12 protein-coding genes are annotated in these 19881 nt (G+C 42.2%); 7 read left to right on the forward strand and 5 right to left on the reverse strand.

Translation table 11 applies throughout. From position 1 onward, the window contains the following. Positions 1-376: 376 nt before the first annotated feature. A complete protein-coding gene (locus INQ51_RS12635) occupies positions 377-1186 on the reverse strand; it encodes a hypothetical protein (protein ID WP_233378329.1) in 810 nt (269 codons plus the stop codon). Positions 1187-1345: 159 nt separating this feature from the next. Here INQ51_RS12635 and INQ51_RS12640 point away from each other — a divergent pair, with 159 nt between their 5' ends. Continuing rightward, entirely contained in the window at positions 1346-3403 is a 2058-nt protein-coding gene (locus tag INQ51_RS12640) for an acetate--CoA ligase family protein (RefSeq protein ID WP_233378330.1), read from the forward strand. Between the two features lie 120 nt (positions 3404-3523). On the opposite strand, the gene INQ51_RS12645 is transcribed toward INQ51_RS12640, so the two are convergent. The 4 genes from INQ51_RS12645 to INQ51_RS12660 form a co-directional block, all read right to left on the reverse strand. Continuing rightward, positions 3524-4288: an exodeoxyribonuclease III gene (locus INQ51_RS12645; RefSeq protein ID WP_233378331.1), complete on the reverse strand. Its 765-nt coding sequence runs from the start codon at positions 4286-4288 to the stop codon at positions 3524-3526. Positions 4289-4392: 104 nt separating this feature from the next. Further along, entirely contained in the window at positions 4393-6378 is a 1986-nt protein-coding gene (locus INQ51_RS12650; RefSeq protein ID WP_233378332.1) for an LTA synthase family protein, read from the reverse strand. Between the two features lie 10 nt (positions 6379-6388). Beyond that, positions 6389-7261, reverse strand: coding sequence for a diacylglycerol/lipid kinase family protein (locus tag INQ51_RS12655; RefSeq protein WP_233378333.1), 873 nt, complete (start codon positions 7259-7261; stop codon positions 6389-6391). A 187-nt stretch (positions 7262-7448) separates the two neighbouring features. Next, positions 7449-8702, reverse strand: a complete 1254-nt coding sequence (locus tag INQ51_RS12660; RefSeq protein WP_233378334.1) for an OmpP1/FadL family transporter — start codon at positions 8700-8702, stop codon at positions 7449-7451. A gap of 401 nt (positions 8703-9103) precedes the next feature. On the opposite strand from INQ51_RS12660, the gene INQ51_RS12665 reads away from it, so the two are divergent. From INQ51_RS12665 to INQ51_RS12690, 6 genes are all read left to right on the forward strand, one after another. Beyond that, complete coding sequence (locus INQ51_RS12665; RefSeq protein WP_233378335.1) at positions 9104-12589, forward strand: hypothetical protein; 3486 nt, start codon at positions 9104-9106, stop codon at positions 12587-12589. A gap of 345 nt (positions 12590-12934) precedes the next feature. After that, positions 12935-13546 carry a DUF4386 domain-containing protein gene (locus INQ51_RS12670; RefSeq protein WP_233378336.1) on the forward strand — a complete coding sequence of 204 codons (612 nt, stop codon included), beginning with the start codon at positions 12935-12937 and terminating at the stop codon, positions 13544-13546. Between the two features lie 925 nt (positions 13547-14471). After that, positions 14472-15071: a hypothetical protein gene (locus INQ51_RS12675; protein ID WP_233378337.1), complete on the forward strand. Its 600-nt coding sequence runs from the start codon at positions 14472-14474 to the stop codon at positions 15069-15071. A gap of 144 nt (positions 15072-15215) precedes the next feature. Further along, complete coding sequence (locus INQ51_RS12680; RefSeq protein WP_233378338.1) at positions 15216-16220, forward strand: alpha/beta hydrolase; 1005 nt, start codon at positions 15216-15218, stop codon at positions 16218-16220. Between the two features lie 114 nt (positions 16221-16334). Further along, the gene (locus INQ51_RS12685; RefSeq protein ID WP_233378339.1) at positions 16335-17582 is read left to right on the forward strand and encodes a S41 family peptidase; all 1248 of its coding nucleotides are present in this window, start codon (positions 16335-16337) and stop codon (positions 17580-17582) included. A 142-nt stretch (positions 17583-17724) separates the two neighbouring features. Next, on the forward strand, positions 17725-19806 hold the full coding sequence (locus tag INQ51_RS12690; RefSeq protein WP_233378340.1) for a M48 family metalloprotease: 2082 nt from the start codon (positions 17725-17727) through the stop codon (positions 19804-19806). The last annotated feature ends 75 nt before the right edge of the window (positions 19807-19881 follow it).

The raw sequence follows: 19881 nt of genomic DNA on the forward strand, positions 1-19881 counted from the left end.
ATCCCGTCTGCTCTGCGGCGGGGGTGTTCATTTTATGCACGATATATATCTTTCCATTCTTGTTATTCCGGAATGTTCCGCCCCTATGGGGCTTCTTTTTTCTCATTTGGAATTTTCTATAAATAGGATCGCAACGCTGTCGCTCAAAAAAACAGCTGCGGAGCAGCAAAATATTTATAGACAAAGAGATGTGGAAAACCCCTAAGCTGCAGCGCAGCGAAATAAATTTGATTGTCAAAATAATTCCCTTTTCACCGGCAGCAATGAACCCAAATATGGAGCAGATAGATGCTATTTCGTACAAGCGCAAACGGCTGCAACTCGCCGTAATTAATCATCTGCAATTTATCCGTTTCTCAATTTGACCATTTGATAATCAGTCACACAAAATATAATTATCCCTTCGCGGGTTGATCACCATTACGGGCAATTTGCCGGCTTGTTTAACAATCTTTCTTTCGGGGAGGCCTATCAGGTAATCAAGCGGGGTAATGCTCGAACTCCCAAGCATCACAAACAGGTTGCAGTCGGATACAAGCGCCATTTCGAGTGCTTCAAATACATTGCGTAAACTGGATTTTCCACCCTTGTAAATTTTGTGTGTTATGCCAAATTCGCGGTAAAGTTTGGTGCTCAGCTTTACGTTCCGGGCCACATTTACTTTGCCTTCTTTCGACGAATCGCTGGCCGCAACCGCCACAATCTCAGCCTGGTTAAAACGTCCGAAATACGAACACCAAAGCGAGTTGTCGCTGTTTTCTTTGCGCAGGTCAAGGGTTTGAACAATCCTGTTATAGTCTTCAATCGTAGATTCGGGGTGAATAAACAACCACGGGATGGAGCTTTCTGTTACCGAGCCCGAATGTTTCCGGAACTTTTCCGAATTGGCAACAATGATAATGCCTTCGTGGTTTTCAGCCAGCACATCGGACAGCCTGGATGTATTTTCAGAGAGGAGCAGTGTGGAAACTTTCATGCCCGGGAGTTCCTGTTTTACCACCCGTGCGTAGTCGCTTACTTTTTCACGGTAAGCACCTTGGTTCTTGCTTCGTTTCGGAGCGTTAAATGTGAGGCACAACTCCTTTTTAAAAATATAGGCGATTTTAAGGCTGTGCCGGATCAGTGCCTGATCGTTGGCATTTAACTCCAGCAAAGCGATAATTTTCTGTTCCTTGTGTTCCGGCATGCGGTTTTTGTTTCAAATGTAAAAATTTCGTTGTGCAGAAGCGGCAGATGTTGAAAAAAATCAGGAACCATTCAAGGGCTTTTACCTACTTTTATCCAATCAATCTGTAACACGAATTCCTTTGGCGAAAGGAAAACGGTCTAAATTAAAACATTGAAAATGATTCATGAAAAACTATTGAGACCCCGGAGTATTGTTGTGGTGGGAGCTTCAAACAATGTAACCAAACCGGGCGGTAAGGTCATAAAAAACCTGCTTGATCATCAATACAAAGGCGACCTGTTTGCCGTTAACCCCAAAGAAAGCAGTATTCAGGGAATTCCTTCGTTTACAGATGTATCCGACCTGCCGGATATTGACCTGGCGATCCTGGCCATTCCTGCGCGGTTCTGCCTCCATGCCGTTACCGAACTCGCCGAAGAACACGACACGAAAGCTTTCATCATTATTTCTGCCGGTTTTGGTGAACAGGACGCCAAGGGCAAAGAACTGGAAAAGCAGATTGTGGAGGTGGTGAATAGAAACGGGGCGTGTTTGATTGGCCCCAACTGCATTGGGGTGATGACACCTTACCATGCCAGCGTATTTACCACGCCGGTTCCTCCGCTAACGCCCGAGGGCTGCGATTTCATCTCGGGCTCGGGAGCCACGGCTGTTTTTATTATTGAATCCGGTATTCCGAAAGGTCTTCGTTTTGCCAATATTTTCTCTGTGGGGAACAGTGCGCAAACCGGCGTGGAAGATGTGTTGGCTTATCTCGATGAAAATTACGAGGAAGGGGTAAGTTCGAAAGTGAAATTATTGTATGTCGAAAATATCAACGATCCCGATAAACTGTTGTTTCATGCCTCGTCGCTGATCAACAAAGGCTGTAAAATAGCGGCGATAAAAGCCGGTAGTTCTGATGCCGGAAGCCGGGCTGCTTCGTCGCACACGGGTGCACTGACCAGCTCTGATGCCGCTGTGGACGCGCTTTTCCGTAAAGCCGGGATTGTAAGGTGTTATGGCCGCGAGGAATTAACCACCGTGGCCAGTGTTTTTATGTGCAAACCGCTGACCGGGAGAAAACTGGCGATTGTTACACATGCCGGTGGACCCGGCGTAATGCTGACCGATGCACTGGAAGACGGAGGTTTGAAAATTCCGGCCATTGAAGATTCGCCCACCAAAGATGCTTTGTTGCAGAAGCTTTTCCCGGGCTCTTCGGTCGAGAACCCCATCGACTTTCTGGCAACAGGAACCGCCGAACAGTTGGGAGAGATCATCGACGCCTGCGAAAACGACTTTGATGTGGACGGGATGGCCGTTATTTTTGGTAGCCCGGGTTTGTTCCCAATTGGCGATGTGTACGATTTGCTTTCCGAAAAAATGAAGGTTTGCCAAAAGCCGATCTATCCGATTTTGCCTTCCATCATTAACGTGAAAGAAGATGTGGCGCATTTTATTGCACGTGGTAACGTGAATTTTCCTGACGAAGTTTTGCTGGGGCGGGCACTCACCAAAGTGATGCACACGTCGCCTCCGGCTGCAGTTTCTGCTACAAATCCGTATGTTGATCAGGCCAAAGTCAGAGAAATAATTGCGCAGACACACAATGGTTACCAGGCGCCTGAGGTGATTCATAATTTGTTTGACGTGGCCGGTATTCCACGAGTAAAAGAACTGGTGGCCACCAGCGAAACAGAAGCAGTGCTGGCGGCCATGAACATTGGTTTTCCGGTGGTGATGAAAGTGGTTGGACCCGTACATAAAACCGAAGTTGGGGGAGTGGTCTTAAACATCCGGAATGTGGGCGATGTGCGAAAAGAATTTCACCATTTGGCCGGAATTGAAGGAGCAGAAGGAGTGTTGATTGCACAAATGGCATCGGGAATGGAACTTTTCCTGGGGGCTACTTACGAAGATACATTCGGGCACGTGATTCTTTGCGGTATGGGAGGAATTTACGTGGAAGTAATGAAGGATGTTGCTTCGGGACTGGCGCCTTTAACACTTTCCGAAGCGCATTCGATGATCCGGAGTCTGAAATCGTACAAATTGCTGAAAGGCTATCGGAAACAACCGGGAATTGACATCGACCGGTATGCTGAAATCATTGTCCGCTTGTCGTGGTTACTGCGGTATGCCACTGAAATAAAGGAGATCGACATCAATCCGTTGCTGGGAAATGCCAGTGAGATTCTGGCAGTGGATGCACGTATCCGTATTGAGAAATAAGAAGAAAAGCTATTTCAATAGAATTGTCAAGGTTCTCGCAAAGCAACAAAGTAGCACAAAGACCGCAAATTTATACTTTACGGTCTTTGTGTGAATTTCTTATTGATGAATTCCGGGTTTTTACACCAACTCAATCCCCACGGGGCAATGGTCCGAACCCATAACCTGGTCGAGGATGAAGGCGTCTTTTACTTCAGGAAGGAAACTTTCGCTTACCAAAAAGTAATCGATTCTCCAGCCGATGTTCTTGCCACGTGCTCCGGCGCGGTAACTCCACCACGAATATTTATCGGTAACATCGGGGTAAAAATGCCGGAAAGTATCGGTCAGTCCGCCTTGTGTAAAACGGTCCATCCCGTCGATTTCTTCCTGCATGTAGCCGGCCGATTTGTTGTAGTTTTGTTTCGGGCGGGCGAGGTCAACGGCTTTGTGCGCCACGTTAAAATCGCCGCAAACAACCACCGGCTTGGTTTTCTCCAGGTTTTTCAGGTAATCAAAAAACGCTTTGTCCCAGTCCTGCCGGTAATCCAGGCGTTTTAATTCGCTGCCCGAGTTGGGAACATAAACCGTTACCAGGTAGAATTTTTCGTATTCCAGGCAAAGGATCCTGCCTTCCTGGTCGTGGTCGTCGATTCCCATATCGCGGGTTACGGCCAGCGGTTCTGTTTTACTTAAAATGGCTGTACCGGAATACCCTTTCTTTTCGGCCGAATTGGAATAAATGTGGTAATCGTTGATTCCGGCCAGGGTTTCAGCTACCTGGTCGTCCTGTGCTTTGGTTTCCTGAAGACACAATACGTCAGGATTCATAAGCTGGAGATCGTTGAAAAAGTTTTTCTGAGCTACGGCCCTGATGCCGTTTACATTCCAGGAGATAATCTTCATAGTGCTATTTATAAAACAATGTTATTACAACAGAAAACATGAACGGATGTTGACTGCCGGTCGGTAAAAACAAATGTAAATAAATAAAAAAAGTTTCGATGGGTTTACTGAATTTCTTCCTTCATTAAACCTTCTTTGTAGCGGTATGCCGCACTTTCGTAATAGGCAATTGTTAAATCAACCAGTTTTGTATCCTGGTTTTTTAGTTTGCTCATCTCCTTTTTATCGGCTAACCACGAGTATTGATTTGCGTTCTTTTTGTCGGTGAGTTCGGTAAAAACAGCGCCTTTTAACAAGCCAACGGTGCGGTAGTTTCCAATCAGCGATCTTTCCTCTTCAGGGGCCATTTCCGAAATGTCTTTCCCGTAAAGCGATGTGCTGTAGTCCCAGTTCAAATAACCAAAGAGAGTTGGCATCACATCGATTTGCGAGCACAGCTTGTCCACTTTTTGAGGTGCCACATGGGGCAGGTTGTAGATCAGCGCGGGAATGTGGTGTTTATCCACCGTAATCTCCCATTTTCCGGCACTGCTGGCACAATGGTCGGCCACCAACACAAAAACCGTATTGTCGAACCACGGCTTGCTTTGGGCCTGTTTTATGAATTCTCCCAATGCATAATCGGTATAAGTAACGGCAGCTTCGCGGGTTCCGTTGGGCAAATCAATTTTTCCCTCCGGAAATGAATAGGGGCGATGGTTGGAAGTAGTCATCAGAAACGAGAAGGTTCTCTTTCCTTTTTCATAATTTTCATCGGCTACTTTCATCAATTTATTGTACATATCGCCATCGCAAACTCCCCAGGCATTTTCAAAACTCACTTCGTCGTCGGTAATATTGTTACGGGTGGTTTCAATTTTTTCAGACAGAAGATTTCCGCGGTTGCGGTCGTAAATATTAAATCCCTGACCGCCAAAAAAGCTGTTCATATTGTCGAAGTAGCCATCGCCGCCGTAAAAGAAGTTGAGCTCGTAGTCTTTCTGTCTAAAAATGCTTGCAATCGAACTCAGGTGCTGGTTGTTGAGCCTTCGCACAATGCTGTGACCGGGAGTGGGAGGTACGCTCAAAACAAGGGCTTCCATTCCTCTGACAGTTCGTGTACCCGTGGCATACATATCGGTAAACAAAATGCTTTGCTGGCTGATTTGGTCAATGTTGGGCGTCAGCTGTTTCTCATTTCCGAAAATCCCCAGAAAATCAGCACTCAAGCTTTCCACGCAAACCAGTATTATGTTTGGCTCCTGCTCCTGGCCGCTCGAAAGCGTATTTCGTTCTAAACTATACTCATTGGCAGGCTCATCAAAAGTCTGGTTATCCTGTACCAATTCATTTTTGATAGTCTGAAATGATTCTTCAACCGGCAAGGTTTTATAGAAACGATCGTAATCCAGTTCATTGGATCGATAGGCTGCAAATAGCGAGTAAACGCCGTTTTTCGACAATTCGTTGACATAAGTGTTGTCGCTAAACTCGGCTTGTTTGTTGGTGATAAATCCGGTGAAAAAAAGTGGAATTCCCAGAAACAGGCTAAAGTAAACCAGTCTTGATTTAAACGCTGTCCTCCCCGAAAATGCTGCCTTGATGGCTCCCAGTTTGTAAAACAAAAAGAACAGGGCAGCCGACAATAACACCAATCCGCTTACCAGCAAGGGAAGGGGATAGGACTGGTTAATATTCTCTACCACTTCATAAGTATAGATGAGGTAGTCAACAGCGATAAAATTGTAGCGAGTATTGAATTCTTCCCAAAAAGGAAATTCGCCCAAGAAACCAAACAATGACAGAAAGATGGTGAGGGCCAAAATAAAATAAGTCAGCACTTTATCTGGCAACGAGCCGACTAACTTCTGGGGAACAAACAGAACGTACAAAACATAGGGAAAAATAAAAAAGAAGGCGGTTCCAAGGTCAAAGAACAACCCGAAGGCATATATTTTCAGCAGGTTGACAAGCGAAAAGTCGATGTCGTGCACCGATAAAATGTAAAAGATACTGCGGGTGACGAATGAAATGCATAAATAAATGGCAATAAATGCAAAGCCAAGTGCATAGCGGTTGTTTACCAGTGTTTTAATTTTATTTTCCCCCATCTTCGTTGTTTTAATTTTGTGCTTGTATTAGTTGGATCGTGTCCGAAATTCTGACATTAAGAATGGTATCTGTTTTAACCAGCGGCTCTCCGTCGGTGTGGAAAAGAGAATACCGGGTGTCAACCTTGATTGTATCGGTTTTGTAATACCGGATGTATTTGGAATTTTTGCCTTTCCTCGAAAGCAATTTAAGGGCAATGAACGGAATCAGTGCCTTGTGAAATTTCCGGATAACCACCACATCGATCAATCCGTCGTGAGGATCGGCTTTGGGGGCTATTACTGCGTTGTTGCCAAATTGCCTGGTATTGGCAAAGCAAATCATAAAATAGCTGCCTTCTTCTGTGGTATTGTTAACGGTTAAAACAGCATCTACTCCCTGGAAGTTCCTAAAACCTTTGATGGTTTCAACGACATAGGTTAGCAGGCCTCTTTTTGAATTCTCTTCAAATCGTTTGGCAATAAAACTGTCGAAGCCAATACCGGCCACATTGCAACAATAAGTGTCGTTCACTTTTAGCACATCAATTTCCTGGGTATTGCCTTTTTTTATCCGGTCGATCGTGAATGCAACATCTTTTTTGTAGCCCAGTTCCCGTGCAAATCCGTTTCCTGAACCATTGGGCAACACGGCAAACACAAGCCCCGAGTTTACCGCGTACTTTAGCACGCTGTTTATGGTCCCGTCTCCGCCGCAAATTACAAGTACCTTGTATTTTGGGTCAATGGTTTCCAGAAAGGTTTTCGTTTCTTCTTTGCTTCGGGTTATAAAATGGTCTATCGCATTATCGTATTGCTGAATGGCTTTAATAATACCGAGATAATCACCGTTTCCGGATGACGGATTGATCAGAAATATAATTTGGTCAGAATTGAATGACATTTCCCTTGTCCGAAAAAATTTGCGCAAAGATGATAAAACTTTTTTACCTAAAATGATTCATCCTATGTTGAATTTGAATCAGATCATTAACGACTGATCCTGTAAATGGTTCAAATAAAAACCCGGACCAATGCCCGGGTTTTCTTTTTACAGTTTTCACTGTAGTCGTATTTCTCAAGTACGTATTCTAAAACGAAAATCCAAGTTCCAGTTCCAGCTGATTCATTTCAACCTCAATGGTTTGTCCCTGAGCCATGGGATTGTCTCCTTTTACACTGCTGTTCATGGCGTAGTTAACGGCGAAATGAATTTTGTTTCCCTTGCTGCCAACTGCTTTGGAAAGACCAAGGGCAAGCTGGTTTTCGATCACTCCCGGAGCCAGGATGTTAAACATAACTTCCGATTCAGGCACCGGATTTTTTCCGAAGGAAGCTCCGCATCTGAATTCCCATGTGTCCAGCCCGGCATAGTTCAAGCCCACTTTGTAAATCATAATGTTTTCCCATCCAAAACCGGCACCTTCATCGTCTCCCAAAGGACCTTGCATCAGGTTGGGAAGCATGGGGTTGCCAATCGATTTTACTTCGTTGTAATGAATGGCTTTCGCATCGGCTATCAAAGTCAGGTCCGGAACAAATTCCCACGAAATACCGGCTGTCCAGCTCGACGGAATGTCGAAATCGCCTTGTTCGGCAAACAAACCGGCGTAGTCTTTAAATTCGCTCATATACACTTTCGACTGGTAAGTAAGACCGATGGCAAAGTTGTCGGTTAAATGTCCGAGGTAGCCAATTTTGAATCCATAACCAAGTCCGTTGTCTTTACCGTTTCCTGAAAGTGCGGTTGCATCCGACGAAAATCCGCTGAACGAAGCCAGACCTTTTGCTTCGAAATACTGGTACGAAATAACTCCGGTTACACCAATGCTGTGTTTTTCGCCCAACTTATGAGAATAGGTAATGTTTCCAAATAACTGTGCCAGGTTAACACCTGTTGATTTGGATGATGGATCGCCAAAAGTCATTGTGGGATAATCGGTGTTCATACCACCGTTGCCAAACAATGCTGCTGAAATACTTGACTTCTCGTTTAGCATCCAGTTGGCACCTGCTGAAGGAAGCAAAAACAATTTGCTGTCGCTTTTAATCGTTCCCGGAGCCAGGGGAAACATGGCATCTGCCGCAGGACTTCCTCCAATGGTGTATTGTCTGTTCGGATTAAAAAAATCGATTCCAACCTGGTATTGCTGCCCCAGGAAAACGGTTGCAGCCGGGTTGCCGTTAATCAAAGAGCCTTGGTAAAAGGCAACACCAGCTCCCGCAAAACCTTTGTTGATGGTTCCGTAACCGGTTGAAAAATAACCGTCGGTTGCATAAGAATATAGTGCCACAAGCTGAAATGCTAAAAGAAGGCTGAATAGCCTGTAAGTTGCTTTTTTCATCGTTAATTTATTATGGTTTTTCGGCTTGCTAAAGTAGAAAAAGAAGTCAAAAAGTTTTTTAATCAGTCGGTTAAATTTATTGATATATGTCAATAGCTAGATAATAGGTCTAAAGAAGATTCCGTTAAATCTTTAATTACGGGCATTTGCTTTTATCTATAATCGTTCTGAATTGTGTAATTTTAGTGTTTAAAGAACAAAGCTTATCCTGTAACGGGTTTTTGAAGCAGGTAAAAGTGTTCTTTTCCTTTAAGCCAGGAAGTAACAGATAGACAGAAAAACATGAATTTCAACAGAGTGAATAATCAGAAGAACATGTTCCTCGTTCGCCAACGGAAATTGTAAATTGACTGGTTTACAAGGTGTGAATAAGTAGTTAGGATAAATGTAAAATTAGAAATATGGAAAATTCTCAGTTTTTAAATAAATCACGGAAGCAGATTCTGCGCGACAGGCGCGACATGATTCAGTTCATCAATCTGCAACTGGCTTCGCTCGGACAGCCGGTGTTTAACGACGATTCTGACTCGGATAAAAAATACGCCAATGCCAAGTTTTTGGGGCTTACCGAAGGATTGATCAACAGCTTTCGTCAGAAATCGAGGTTGCTGAGCGGGCATCTTTCTCCGGTTGACACACGTATTCAGAATTTTATTGATGACTACCTGAAAGAGGTGGATTTCAATAAAAACAACCGTTTACCCAACGATACGCTGGTGCTGAACCAAAAGGGAATGGCGCGCGAGTTAAGTTTGCCGCCTGATGGCGAGGAGTTCAAAAGCTGCCTTTTGAGCTCGTACCGTTTAAAACAGGGGATTCTGAACAACCCGGCGCACGACAAACGTACCACCAAAGGTACTTTTCACATTGTAAGGGGCGGCCTGCCTGTTCCGCTCGATAAGAAAGAAGTTCCAAAAATTACTTTTGCGCACTTGTTGCACGCAGCTTTGAACCCTTCGGACGATTTGAAGGTGCTGCCTTTTACCTCGAGCCAGGAAAAACAGGCCAAAGTAATGGTGTCGTTGTTGCTGCGCCCGGTGGTTTGCCCCGAAGTAAAAGGGGTGATTAGCCGGAAAAGCATGGAGATTCGTTTTTTTGCCCCGGGTAGTCTGGTGAGTAACCTCGATTTTGTGGAAACCATTTTTGGCAATGCCGGCGACCACAACCTGGCGGTAAACGATGCGGCTTTGGATGTGGAGCACTGGACCGGAACAACCGGCTGTATTATTCTTGCTCCGCAGCTTATCACACTGAAGAAAAAAGATGTGGGACTGCCGCATTACGACGATGCTTCGGCGCGCCAACGCAGGGAAGGCATGTGCTGGAAAGATGAGAACGAACTATACAACGACGGGGGAGCGTTTAAAATTACCTGCCGCGACGACCGCGGGGTGGTGATTACGCTGATTGCCGATAACTATTACGGATATTCCAAAAAGGAGATCAAAACACAGATCAGCTACTCGGCCAACCTTTTCGGCCTGGTGGAAGAAGAACATGCAGGCGGCGCCATTGCGTTCCCGCGAGGAAACATGAGCGACAGCGTGTTTGGAACTAATTTCACCAAAAAATTCGACCAGCCTTATTCGTTTGACGAGGTTAAAAAACTGCTGGCTGACAGAATCGACCTGCAAAAAGGCAACTACGCCATCGACAAAAAATACCCCGATATTGTTTACATTCCGGAGAATGCGGACATAGAAGTGGAAAAAAGCTCGGTGAGTTGGAGCTACAAAAACCAGGATTACAGTTTAAAACTTTCTCCCGGAAAAGTATATGTGCATCCAACCGGGCATAAGTTCCAGCTGGTAAAACACCCAACCCAGGCCATGTGGCGCATCATCGACACTGCCCCGGAAGGAGTGTTCTGCCACAAGCCCAGCACGGTTTCGGGCGGTGGAAAATCCGAGATTTCCAAATCGATGCAAAACGCGATTAAATATGGATCTTTTTACATCGATAACCTGGAGGAAGCCGAAGATAAAGTGGATGAAATCATCAACTACAATTATTCCAACCGCTGGAAAAACATTCGTCCGGATGCTGCACCTTCAAGGTCTTTCCTCAGCAAGGAGCGCACCCTGGGATCGGCAGTGAAACTGCTTACTCCGTCGGATCAGTATAGCGACGAATACAACCGTTTTCTGACTGAAATTCCGGAACACGTACGCACCCTGGCTTTCTTTGTAAAAAGGCATTACCGCGGAAACGAAGAGCTGGATATTAAATGGCGCGAGCTGTTTAACGTAGAAATTGTGAACGGACGTCCGGGCAATGTGTTGCGTTACAAACACAACCCCATTACCGCCAGCTACGTTCGCATTGGTTTCAATCCCGAAGGAAGATGGTACTTGCATAAACTGCGTTCCGACTTTGTTCCGTCGATGAAAATTCAGACCGAAGACGATATTTCGGCTACGATTACGGTTCCGGCCGGCAGGTTGAGCAACCTGAACAAGGAATATTCGAACCACAGTGTGAAACTGGTGGCCAACTGCGAAAGTTACCTGTTCCAGCGCCCGGACGAAGCGGTTATTCGGGGGTACGACAAAGAAGCCGAGCGGGAAATTGTGGACAACAACACGTTCCTGACCAACTACGAGCCGCTTACCCGTCAGAATGCACAGGACCTGATCGATAACGCCATCAGCTTTGAAAAATATACCGAGCCGGTGAAAGAGTTTATTACATCGGTGGCCAACAGCGACAGCAGCCATTACTTTGTAACGCCTTCACATACCCGCATTGTAGATGGGGTGCCCACCAACAACCCGCGTTACCTGCAACGGAATATTTTCAAGGAAGAAACACAGGATTCGTACCTGGCCGATATCGGCGTTCGTTTGTTCCGTAAAATCCAGCCGCAGGATCCGGTACACTGGCCTGTGAACGCTGTTTTGCCGGGGAGAAGAAACAATCCGGCCGACAAAGCTTCGGGTATCCGCCCGCTTGCGGTGTACAACCCGATCCACTACCAGGAGTTGCCCGAGTTGTTTATGGACTTTATCGCCAGTATTACCGGAAAGTCGCCTTCAACAACCGGCGCAGGTCTGGAAGGAGCCCTCACCAAAGGGCCGTTCAACATGCTGGTGCCCACTACCGATTTGAACAACGCTTTGCTTTCATACATTCTGACCGAGTACAATGGTTTTAGCTCGGCTGCCGGTTATATTGGCACAGAAAACCGCTTCGACCACGACATCAGTATCCTGATTCCGGAGATTTGGGCACGTTTGGTACCCGAAGACCGCGATCCGAAAAAACTGATCGAGAACGGCTGTCTGGAAAAACTCGAAGATTTTGAGTACAACGGAAAAAAAGTACTGGCCAGTCGTTTGGGTTACCGTATTACGCCAAATTTTGCTTTCCGCTGTATGAACCGTTTGTTCGACGAGCCGCTGGCGGTATTCAACGAGCGCATGCTAAAACCCGAGTTACAGGGAATGGAGGAATATGTGGACGGTATTAACAACATCACAGAAGCTATGCAGCGTGCAGCGCTTCCGTATTTCGAAGACGGAAGTGTGGAAGCGGCTATTCCGCCGTTAAAAGTGCTGCTGCATGTAATGGCCTACGGAAACTACGAAGGAAAGGATATGAACGATCCGGAACTGCGGAAGTTATTTGAGCGCGAAGAAGTGCTGAACGCTGATTGGTACAAGGAGCGTTTGGCGCTGAAACAGCAAAAGGATGTGGCCTTCCACCGGTCGCAGATTGAATACCTGAAAGAATTTATCGCCGACGAGCAAAATGCACAGTTGGTAGACGAATTGAATGTTGTGGCACGCTTGAAGTATGCCGAGCAGATGCTGGCGCATGCCGAATCGAAACAATACCTTGCCGAGCTGGTGGGGACGATCGGTGCCGATCCGCTGTTTAAGAAATAGCAAGATTTTATTTAGCGAATACAGAAAGGTTCCATTTGTCGGATGACAGATGGAACTTTTTCTTTTAGGGGATAGGCTCTACCCATAATTTCTTATGCGTTAAGCGATGTCCATTCGCTAAGCGCTTATTTTTTTGGTAATCACCTCCCAATTCATTAACCATTGATAACCTACTTGTGGTCGGTTAAACAAAACAGGGCAAAATCAGGTTATGTATTCCACTCCTTTGTCATCCGTCAGTTGACGAATGACATCTTCCCTGAAACCCAGTGGAGAATGTAAGGAAACCCCGTGGCAGGCCACGAGGAATTATTTGATAAAACGTAACAGAAAAACCTTTGTATTATGAATGTACGACGTATCTCGATCATTACCGGTGTCAGCTACCTGATCATATTTTTTGTAGCCATTTTTGCCAACTTTTTTATGCTCGAATCGCTCAAACAAAACCCGCTGGAAACCATTGCGGAGCAAAACATGGTGGTGCGCTGGGGGATCATGGCCTTTTTAATTGCTGCTGTATTTGATGTGGTGGTGGCCTGGGGGCTTTTCGAATTGTACAGCGGACATCAGCTTACCCGCCTAAGCACCTATTTCCGGATAATACATGCCGTAATTATGGGAGGCGCTGTTTTTTCGCTGGTACTTACGCTGAACTCCGGGTCAGCACCCGAAATAGCAGGCCATGTGGATACTTTCAACATCATCTGGCTGATCGGATTGTTTTTCTTTGGCGTTCATCTGATCCTGCTGTCCACTATCATTCCGAAGCCCAAATGGATCGCCTTTTTCCTGCTGGTATCCGGAATCATGTACATGGTTGATACCACCGCCCATTTTGTATTGCCCGAGTATGACCGGTTGGCCGGAATTTTCCTGGCCCTGGTAGCCGTTCCCAGCATTCTGGGTGAAATGGCGTTCACGGTTTGGTTACTGGTAAAAGGGGGGAAGGAATAAAGGTCTAAATGTGCTACGGGTTATGAGGTGCCGGCTGTGAGCAATTGTTAAATTGTAAAATGGCTAAATTGTAGTATGAGCTGCCAGCCACAAGCTACGAGCTGCGAGCTTTTACTGCAACGCAGCAATACGGCAACACTGAACTACAAGCCATTGCTAAATTGTTAAACGGTTAGATTGTAAAGAGCATGGAACTTCGAGCGACGATCTCACCTCTGAACTCTGAACATTGAACTCTGCTACGGCCTGAAATCCTCGTCCCTCTAAATGGGTATAAACCATTGCGCGATGAGGCCCTGAATATGATCAAAAAAATTGAACGATACTGAGTTTTTTCTGAAATCGGGTTGTTTCGCCTCCCGGTTTTTAGCTTTTATAAAAGATACCCGGCGTGGACTCCTCCGAAGTGGGACGTTGGGCTTCAGAGAAACTAATTTGGACCTCAGAAGAACTAATTTGAGCCTCAGAGCCTCAAACGAGAGCCTTTTTGCCCCGAATTTTAACAATTGAGCCTCAAGCTTGAGCCTAAGAGCTCAAAATTTTAACAATTGAGGCCCGCGCTTGAGCCTCAGAGCCCCGGCTTTTAACAAAAAAGGCTAAAATTAGTTCCTCGGAGCCTCAACGTTGAGGCTCCGAGGTCCAAACGCGGGCCTCCGAAGTGGGGAGGGGTACTTCCGAAGTACCCCCCATCGGACTGAAAACTACTGCATAACATATTACCCGGGGTACGATTAATTCTTTTTATGTTTATTTTCGGAAACGAAAAAGAACCAGATACATTGAAAAACTCTTGCAAAAAACAAACACTTGAAATACCAAATTTCAAAATATAAAGCACACGGCAACAGTAAATTACATAACTAATGATTAATGGATATAAGATGCATTGCAACTTACTCATACGTTAGCACACATATTAATGAAAATGAAAGCGATATTAATAATTATACTATTTTGTTCTTCTTGCGCAATTTTGGTTGACAAAGTAAATTTTATCGAGTCACAGGACACAGATAGAATTAGATTTAATGGATACTATTTTTATTCACTTGGAATTCCAAAATATGAACAGGACAGTATTTCTAAAGACAATAAAACAAAGACTACTTATAATAATATTGTCCCAATAGTTTTTTATAAAAACGGACTTGTTTTCTACAAAAGAAGAGGTATTACAGAAAAACAGAAATATACTGACAAAGGGCCATATTCAAGCCTACCACATAATGAGTTGAATTTTTATTGGTCTTCTATTAATGAGCATTCTTGCAAAACAAAAAAGGATTTAGTTGGATGGGGAAATTATTATATAAAGGGAGATTCCCTGACAATAGATTATTACGAGTATAAATCTCAACATCCTGGGTGGACATCCAACAAATTGATTTTAAAAAGAGTTTATGGAGAAATTATTAATGACTCTATTATTCAAATTAACATTAATGAAAATTTAACTCATAAATTATATTTCGTAGAGAATTCTAATATTCCTGATTCTGAAAAGTTTAGAGATAAAATGGAATGAAATACGTGTGGTAACAATGTATATACCAAATAGGTGAAACAGTAGTAAATTCAGCGTTTGTAGTCCGCTTCAACTTCTCAACGGTTTGATAAGTTTGAAGCCCGCAATCGCCTACTTTGCAAATACTCACCATTAGCATTAATTATGAAAAAGACTCTGCTACTACTATTATTCTTATCATCTATTCGAGTAAATAGTCAAACTATTTTTGAATATGAAAGAGAAATAAATGGAAAAGAAAACTACAGTTTCCACGAAATCGAATTTGAGAACTCAGATGAAAACATTAAACTCTCAGGAACTTTAATTACTCCAAAAACAAATTTTGATAAGTTATTCGTAATCGTTGCAGGAAGTGGTAAAGATACCCGCTTTACTCACCCGAAGCTTACGGAAAAATTACTACAAAATAATATCGCAGTTTACCGCTTTGACGAGCGAGGTATTGGGAAATCAGAAGGAGAATATAGTCGAAATGTAAGTACCTTAAAAAATGACTTAAAATTTTGTATTCTACAACTTCGAAAAACACAACTAATAGAAAATAAAAAAATAGGTATTATAGGGCATAGCCTCGGAGGAATGGCTTCAATAGGAATACTCGAATTTTATCCACCAATAGATTACCTTATTCAAATGTCAACACCTGTAAATCCAGGGCAATCATTTAAAAGTAAAGTTTCGGGAATTGATATATTCCAGAACACGAGTAGATCAATCGCAGAAATTGAAAGTCTTATTGATACTTTCAACTATGTTATTAGAACGACTGATGACTTTAAGAAGATTAGAAAACAATGCTTTCGAATTTCTGAAAAACTAAATTTTCCTGAATTTATTCCTAAATCATATATAAATCCTCAATTTGTTGATATGATTAAACTCGACACAGAACATTACTACAAAAATGTTGACAACCCTCTTTTGTTCATTATTGGAGAAAAGGACAATCAAGTAGATGTCAATTATGGAGTTAAAAAACTAAAAGAGTTTGATAATAAGTTTATAACGATTAAGGTCCTCGATGACATGGACCATTATTTAACATACAATAATGGAGAATGGCTTACAACAAAAGAGAGCAAGAACAGAGAAATAGAGGACATTGCTGTTAACGAAATTATCGAGTGGATAACAAGAAATAACTAAGGCTAACACGTGGATTAAGGCATGGCTGGGGATGGCGCCCCCCGATAGTTATCGGAACCGCCACGACCTTATACCATCACCGTTAGCCTAATATTAAAAAACAAAGCGACACCTATGAAAAACCTGATTTTACTAACATTACTATTTGCTTGTTTAACAACATTCTCACAGAGCGATAAAAATATCGACTGGAGTGCTGATATAGAATATATGAAAGTTGAACTCCCCAAAAATCATTATGATTTGTATATGGTTAAAAGTGAACAAGACTTCTTCACTGGACTTGATGACATCTCTAAAATCCAACATCAACTATCCGATTTTGAAGTAGCCGTTAAATTGCAACAGTTGATTGCAAGCTTTGGAGATTCGCATACTACTTTAAATTTAAAGCCATTCTTTGATTACAATAAAATCCTTCCTGTTGGACTGATGTGGTTTAGCGATGGGCTATGGGTGCAATCAACAACAAAAAGCAATGAAACCATATTAGGGGCAAAACTCTTAGAAATAAATGGAAATTCAATCAGCGAAATAATAGATTCATTAAGTACTATTTCCGCCATAGATAATCTGGCTTCGATAAAAAAAAGTGCTCCTAAAATAATACCAGCAATACAGTATTTAGAGTATTTTGGGTTTGCTGCACAACCTGAAACGAAATTAACACTTGAAAAAGATGGAGAAACAATAGAGTATTTAATTCATCCTGAACAGATGAATAATAACAACATGGTTAGAGTTCTTCCCAATCCTATACCACTATGCTATCAAAATACAAGACTTCCTTTTTGGAGTAAGGTTTTAACAACGGACAATGTATTTTACATTCAGTATAATAAATGTTGGAGTAGAGAGTATCCTCCATCTGGTTTTAAAGGAGACATTCAAAAGCTTCCTTCATTCTCTGCTTTTCATAGAGCAATAGTGGATAGTATACAGCAAAACGATTTCGATAAAGTTGTTTTTGATATTCGTTTTAATGGCGGAGGTAATTCTTACCAGGGAACAAAATTAATTGAAGAATTATCAACGATTGATAAAATTAAAAGTGAAGGAAAACTTTATGTAATTACAGGACGAGATTCATATTCCTCGGCTATAATCAATATTATGGACTTTACGATTATGACTAATGCAATTTTGGTTGGTGAAGAAACTTCCGGGAAACCCAATCATCTTGGAGAAATAAGAAGTTTTAAACTACCATCTTCAGAGCTTAGCTTGCAATATTCGACCAAATATTTTAAAAGAACCGACAACGATTTACAAACGATCACTCCTGATAAAATTATAGAACCGAGTTTTACCGAGTTTAAGAATGGTAGTGACCCCGTATTTGAATGGATTCTGAAACAGTAAAATACTATGACCAACACGTGGTATAAAGCATGGATGGATTCGATTGTTTTGGTCGGACAGTCAGGCTTTCACTTGATTGTATTCCACATAGCTAAGCAAATAGTATTTGATGATATTGAAAAACACATAAGAAACCTAAATTATGAATACACGTGAAATTCACCTGTCTCCAGAGTTCAAAGCTCAGGCTACAAAGGCAATTTTAGCAATAAGCGTTTTTATAGCCACCTATTTAATAATTCTGGTATTCGCTGTCTTGCTAACCGCCTTATGCATTGCTGCAGGTATTTCCTTAATTGCATTTAAACCCATGCTTGCTACCATTGCATTAGGAATCGGTTTGGCCAGCTTGGGAGTATTGATTTTGATTTTTTTACTAAAATTTATTTTCAAATCGCATAAAATAGACCGTTCACATCTAACGGAAATAAAAGAACACCAGGAACCAGAACTGTTTAAAATGCTTAGGGAGATTGTACAGGATGTTGGAACAAACTTCCCTAAAAAAGTGTATTTGTCATCAGAAGTGAATGCTTCGGTGTTTTATGACTCCAGTTTTTGGAGTATGTTTTTACCTGTAAAAAAGAATTTGCTGATAGGATTGGGATTGGTAAATACTGTGACGAAACAGGAGTTAAAAGCTATATTATCGCACGAATTTGGCCATTTTTCTCAGCGAACAATGAAAGTCGGAAGCTATGTTTATAATGTAAACCAGGTAATTTTCAATATTCTGTTTGAAAATGATTCGTATGAAAACCTTGTGCAAAGATGGGCGAATGTCAGTGGCTATTTTTCAATCTTTGTGGTTATCGCCGGAAAGATAAACGAAGGAATTCAGTGGATTCTTAGAAAGTTGTATAACGTGGTAAACAAGAACTACCTGGGGCTTTCACGGGAAATGGAATTTCATGCTGATGAGATTGCTGCCAGTGTTACCGGCTATGAACCATTAAAAAAATCGTTGTTAAGAATGGCATTGGCAGATAATTCGTTGGACAATGTTCTGAATTTCTACAACGGGAAAATTTCGGATAATATAAAAAGCGATAATTTATACCGAGACCAATCGTGCGTTCTAAATTTTCTTGCCGAGTCAAATAGTCTTATTATAACCAATGGCCTTCCCGATATTTCTTTGGAAGAACAAAGCAAATACGATAAATCCAAGTTGGTTATTAAAAACCAATGGGCTTCTCATCCAACAATAGATGAAAGGATAGATAGATTGGAAAAGACGGGTTTTTCTACCGCGGATAATTCTGATTCTTCCGCGAATAATGTATTTTCTGACATTGATCAATTGCAAAAGCAAATAACAAGCAAGCTTTTTGAAACCGTGAGTTATCAGGGAGAGACAACAGTTATTACATCCGATATATTTTTTGAAGAATATAAAAAAGAAGCTTTATCCAATTCATTTTCCAAAACCTACAATGGTTATTATAACAGTAAAAATCCCGTAACCTTTGATTTGAATCTTAGTCAACCGCATAATGATAAAATCACTTTAGATGAATTGTTTTCGGATAAGAAAGTTGATTTGGTTTATTCTGCCATTGCACTGCAAAATGACATTCAAACTCTAAATTCTATTTCCAATAAAGAACTAGCTGTAAAAACATTCGATTACGATGGTGTTAAGTATGATCGTAAAAATGCGGGAAAACTGCTTGAAGAGCTAAAACCGGAACTGGATAGACTAAATGAGCTTATAAAATGGAATGATTGTGCAATATATGAGTTCTTTATAGAAGAAGAGAAGCAGCAAGGTAAGCCCAAAGAATTAGAGCAGCTTTATCGCGATTTTTTTGAGTTTGACAAAGTTTTCGATTCAAAATATGAACTTTATACCGGTCTTTTAACCGAATTGCAATTTGTAAATGTAACGACACCATTTGAACAAATCACAACTAACTTTAGTAAAATAAAGCCTACCGAAGAGTTATTGAAAAAGGAAATAAATTTGTTATTGTCAGAGGCTGTATTGCAAACAGAACTTCCGTTCGAAGTCAAGGAAAAGTTAGAGCAATATACTTCTAAAACTCATGAGTACTTTGGTGTAACTTCGTACTTTGACAATAACCTCAATATGCTATTTGTTGCCTTGCATAATTATGGCTATCTGCTATCAAGAAAGTACTTTCTGATGAAAAAGAATATTCTGGCATATCAGGAAGAGTTGATAAAAGAATACGCACAATCTGTGGTATATTCCGGATAGGTTTCTTTACATTGCAGATGGGAGGATAGTTAGATTGCAAAAAGTAATTATTACCACTCATTAAAAGAAAGCAAG

The organism is Maribellus sp. CM-23 (assembly GCF_021354595.1).
Classification (GTDB): Bacteria; Bacteroidota; Bacteroidia; order Bacteroidales; family Prolixibacteraceae; genus Draconibacterium.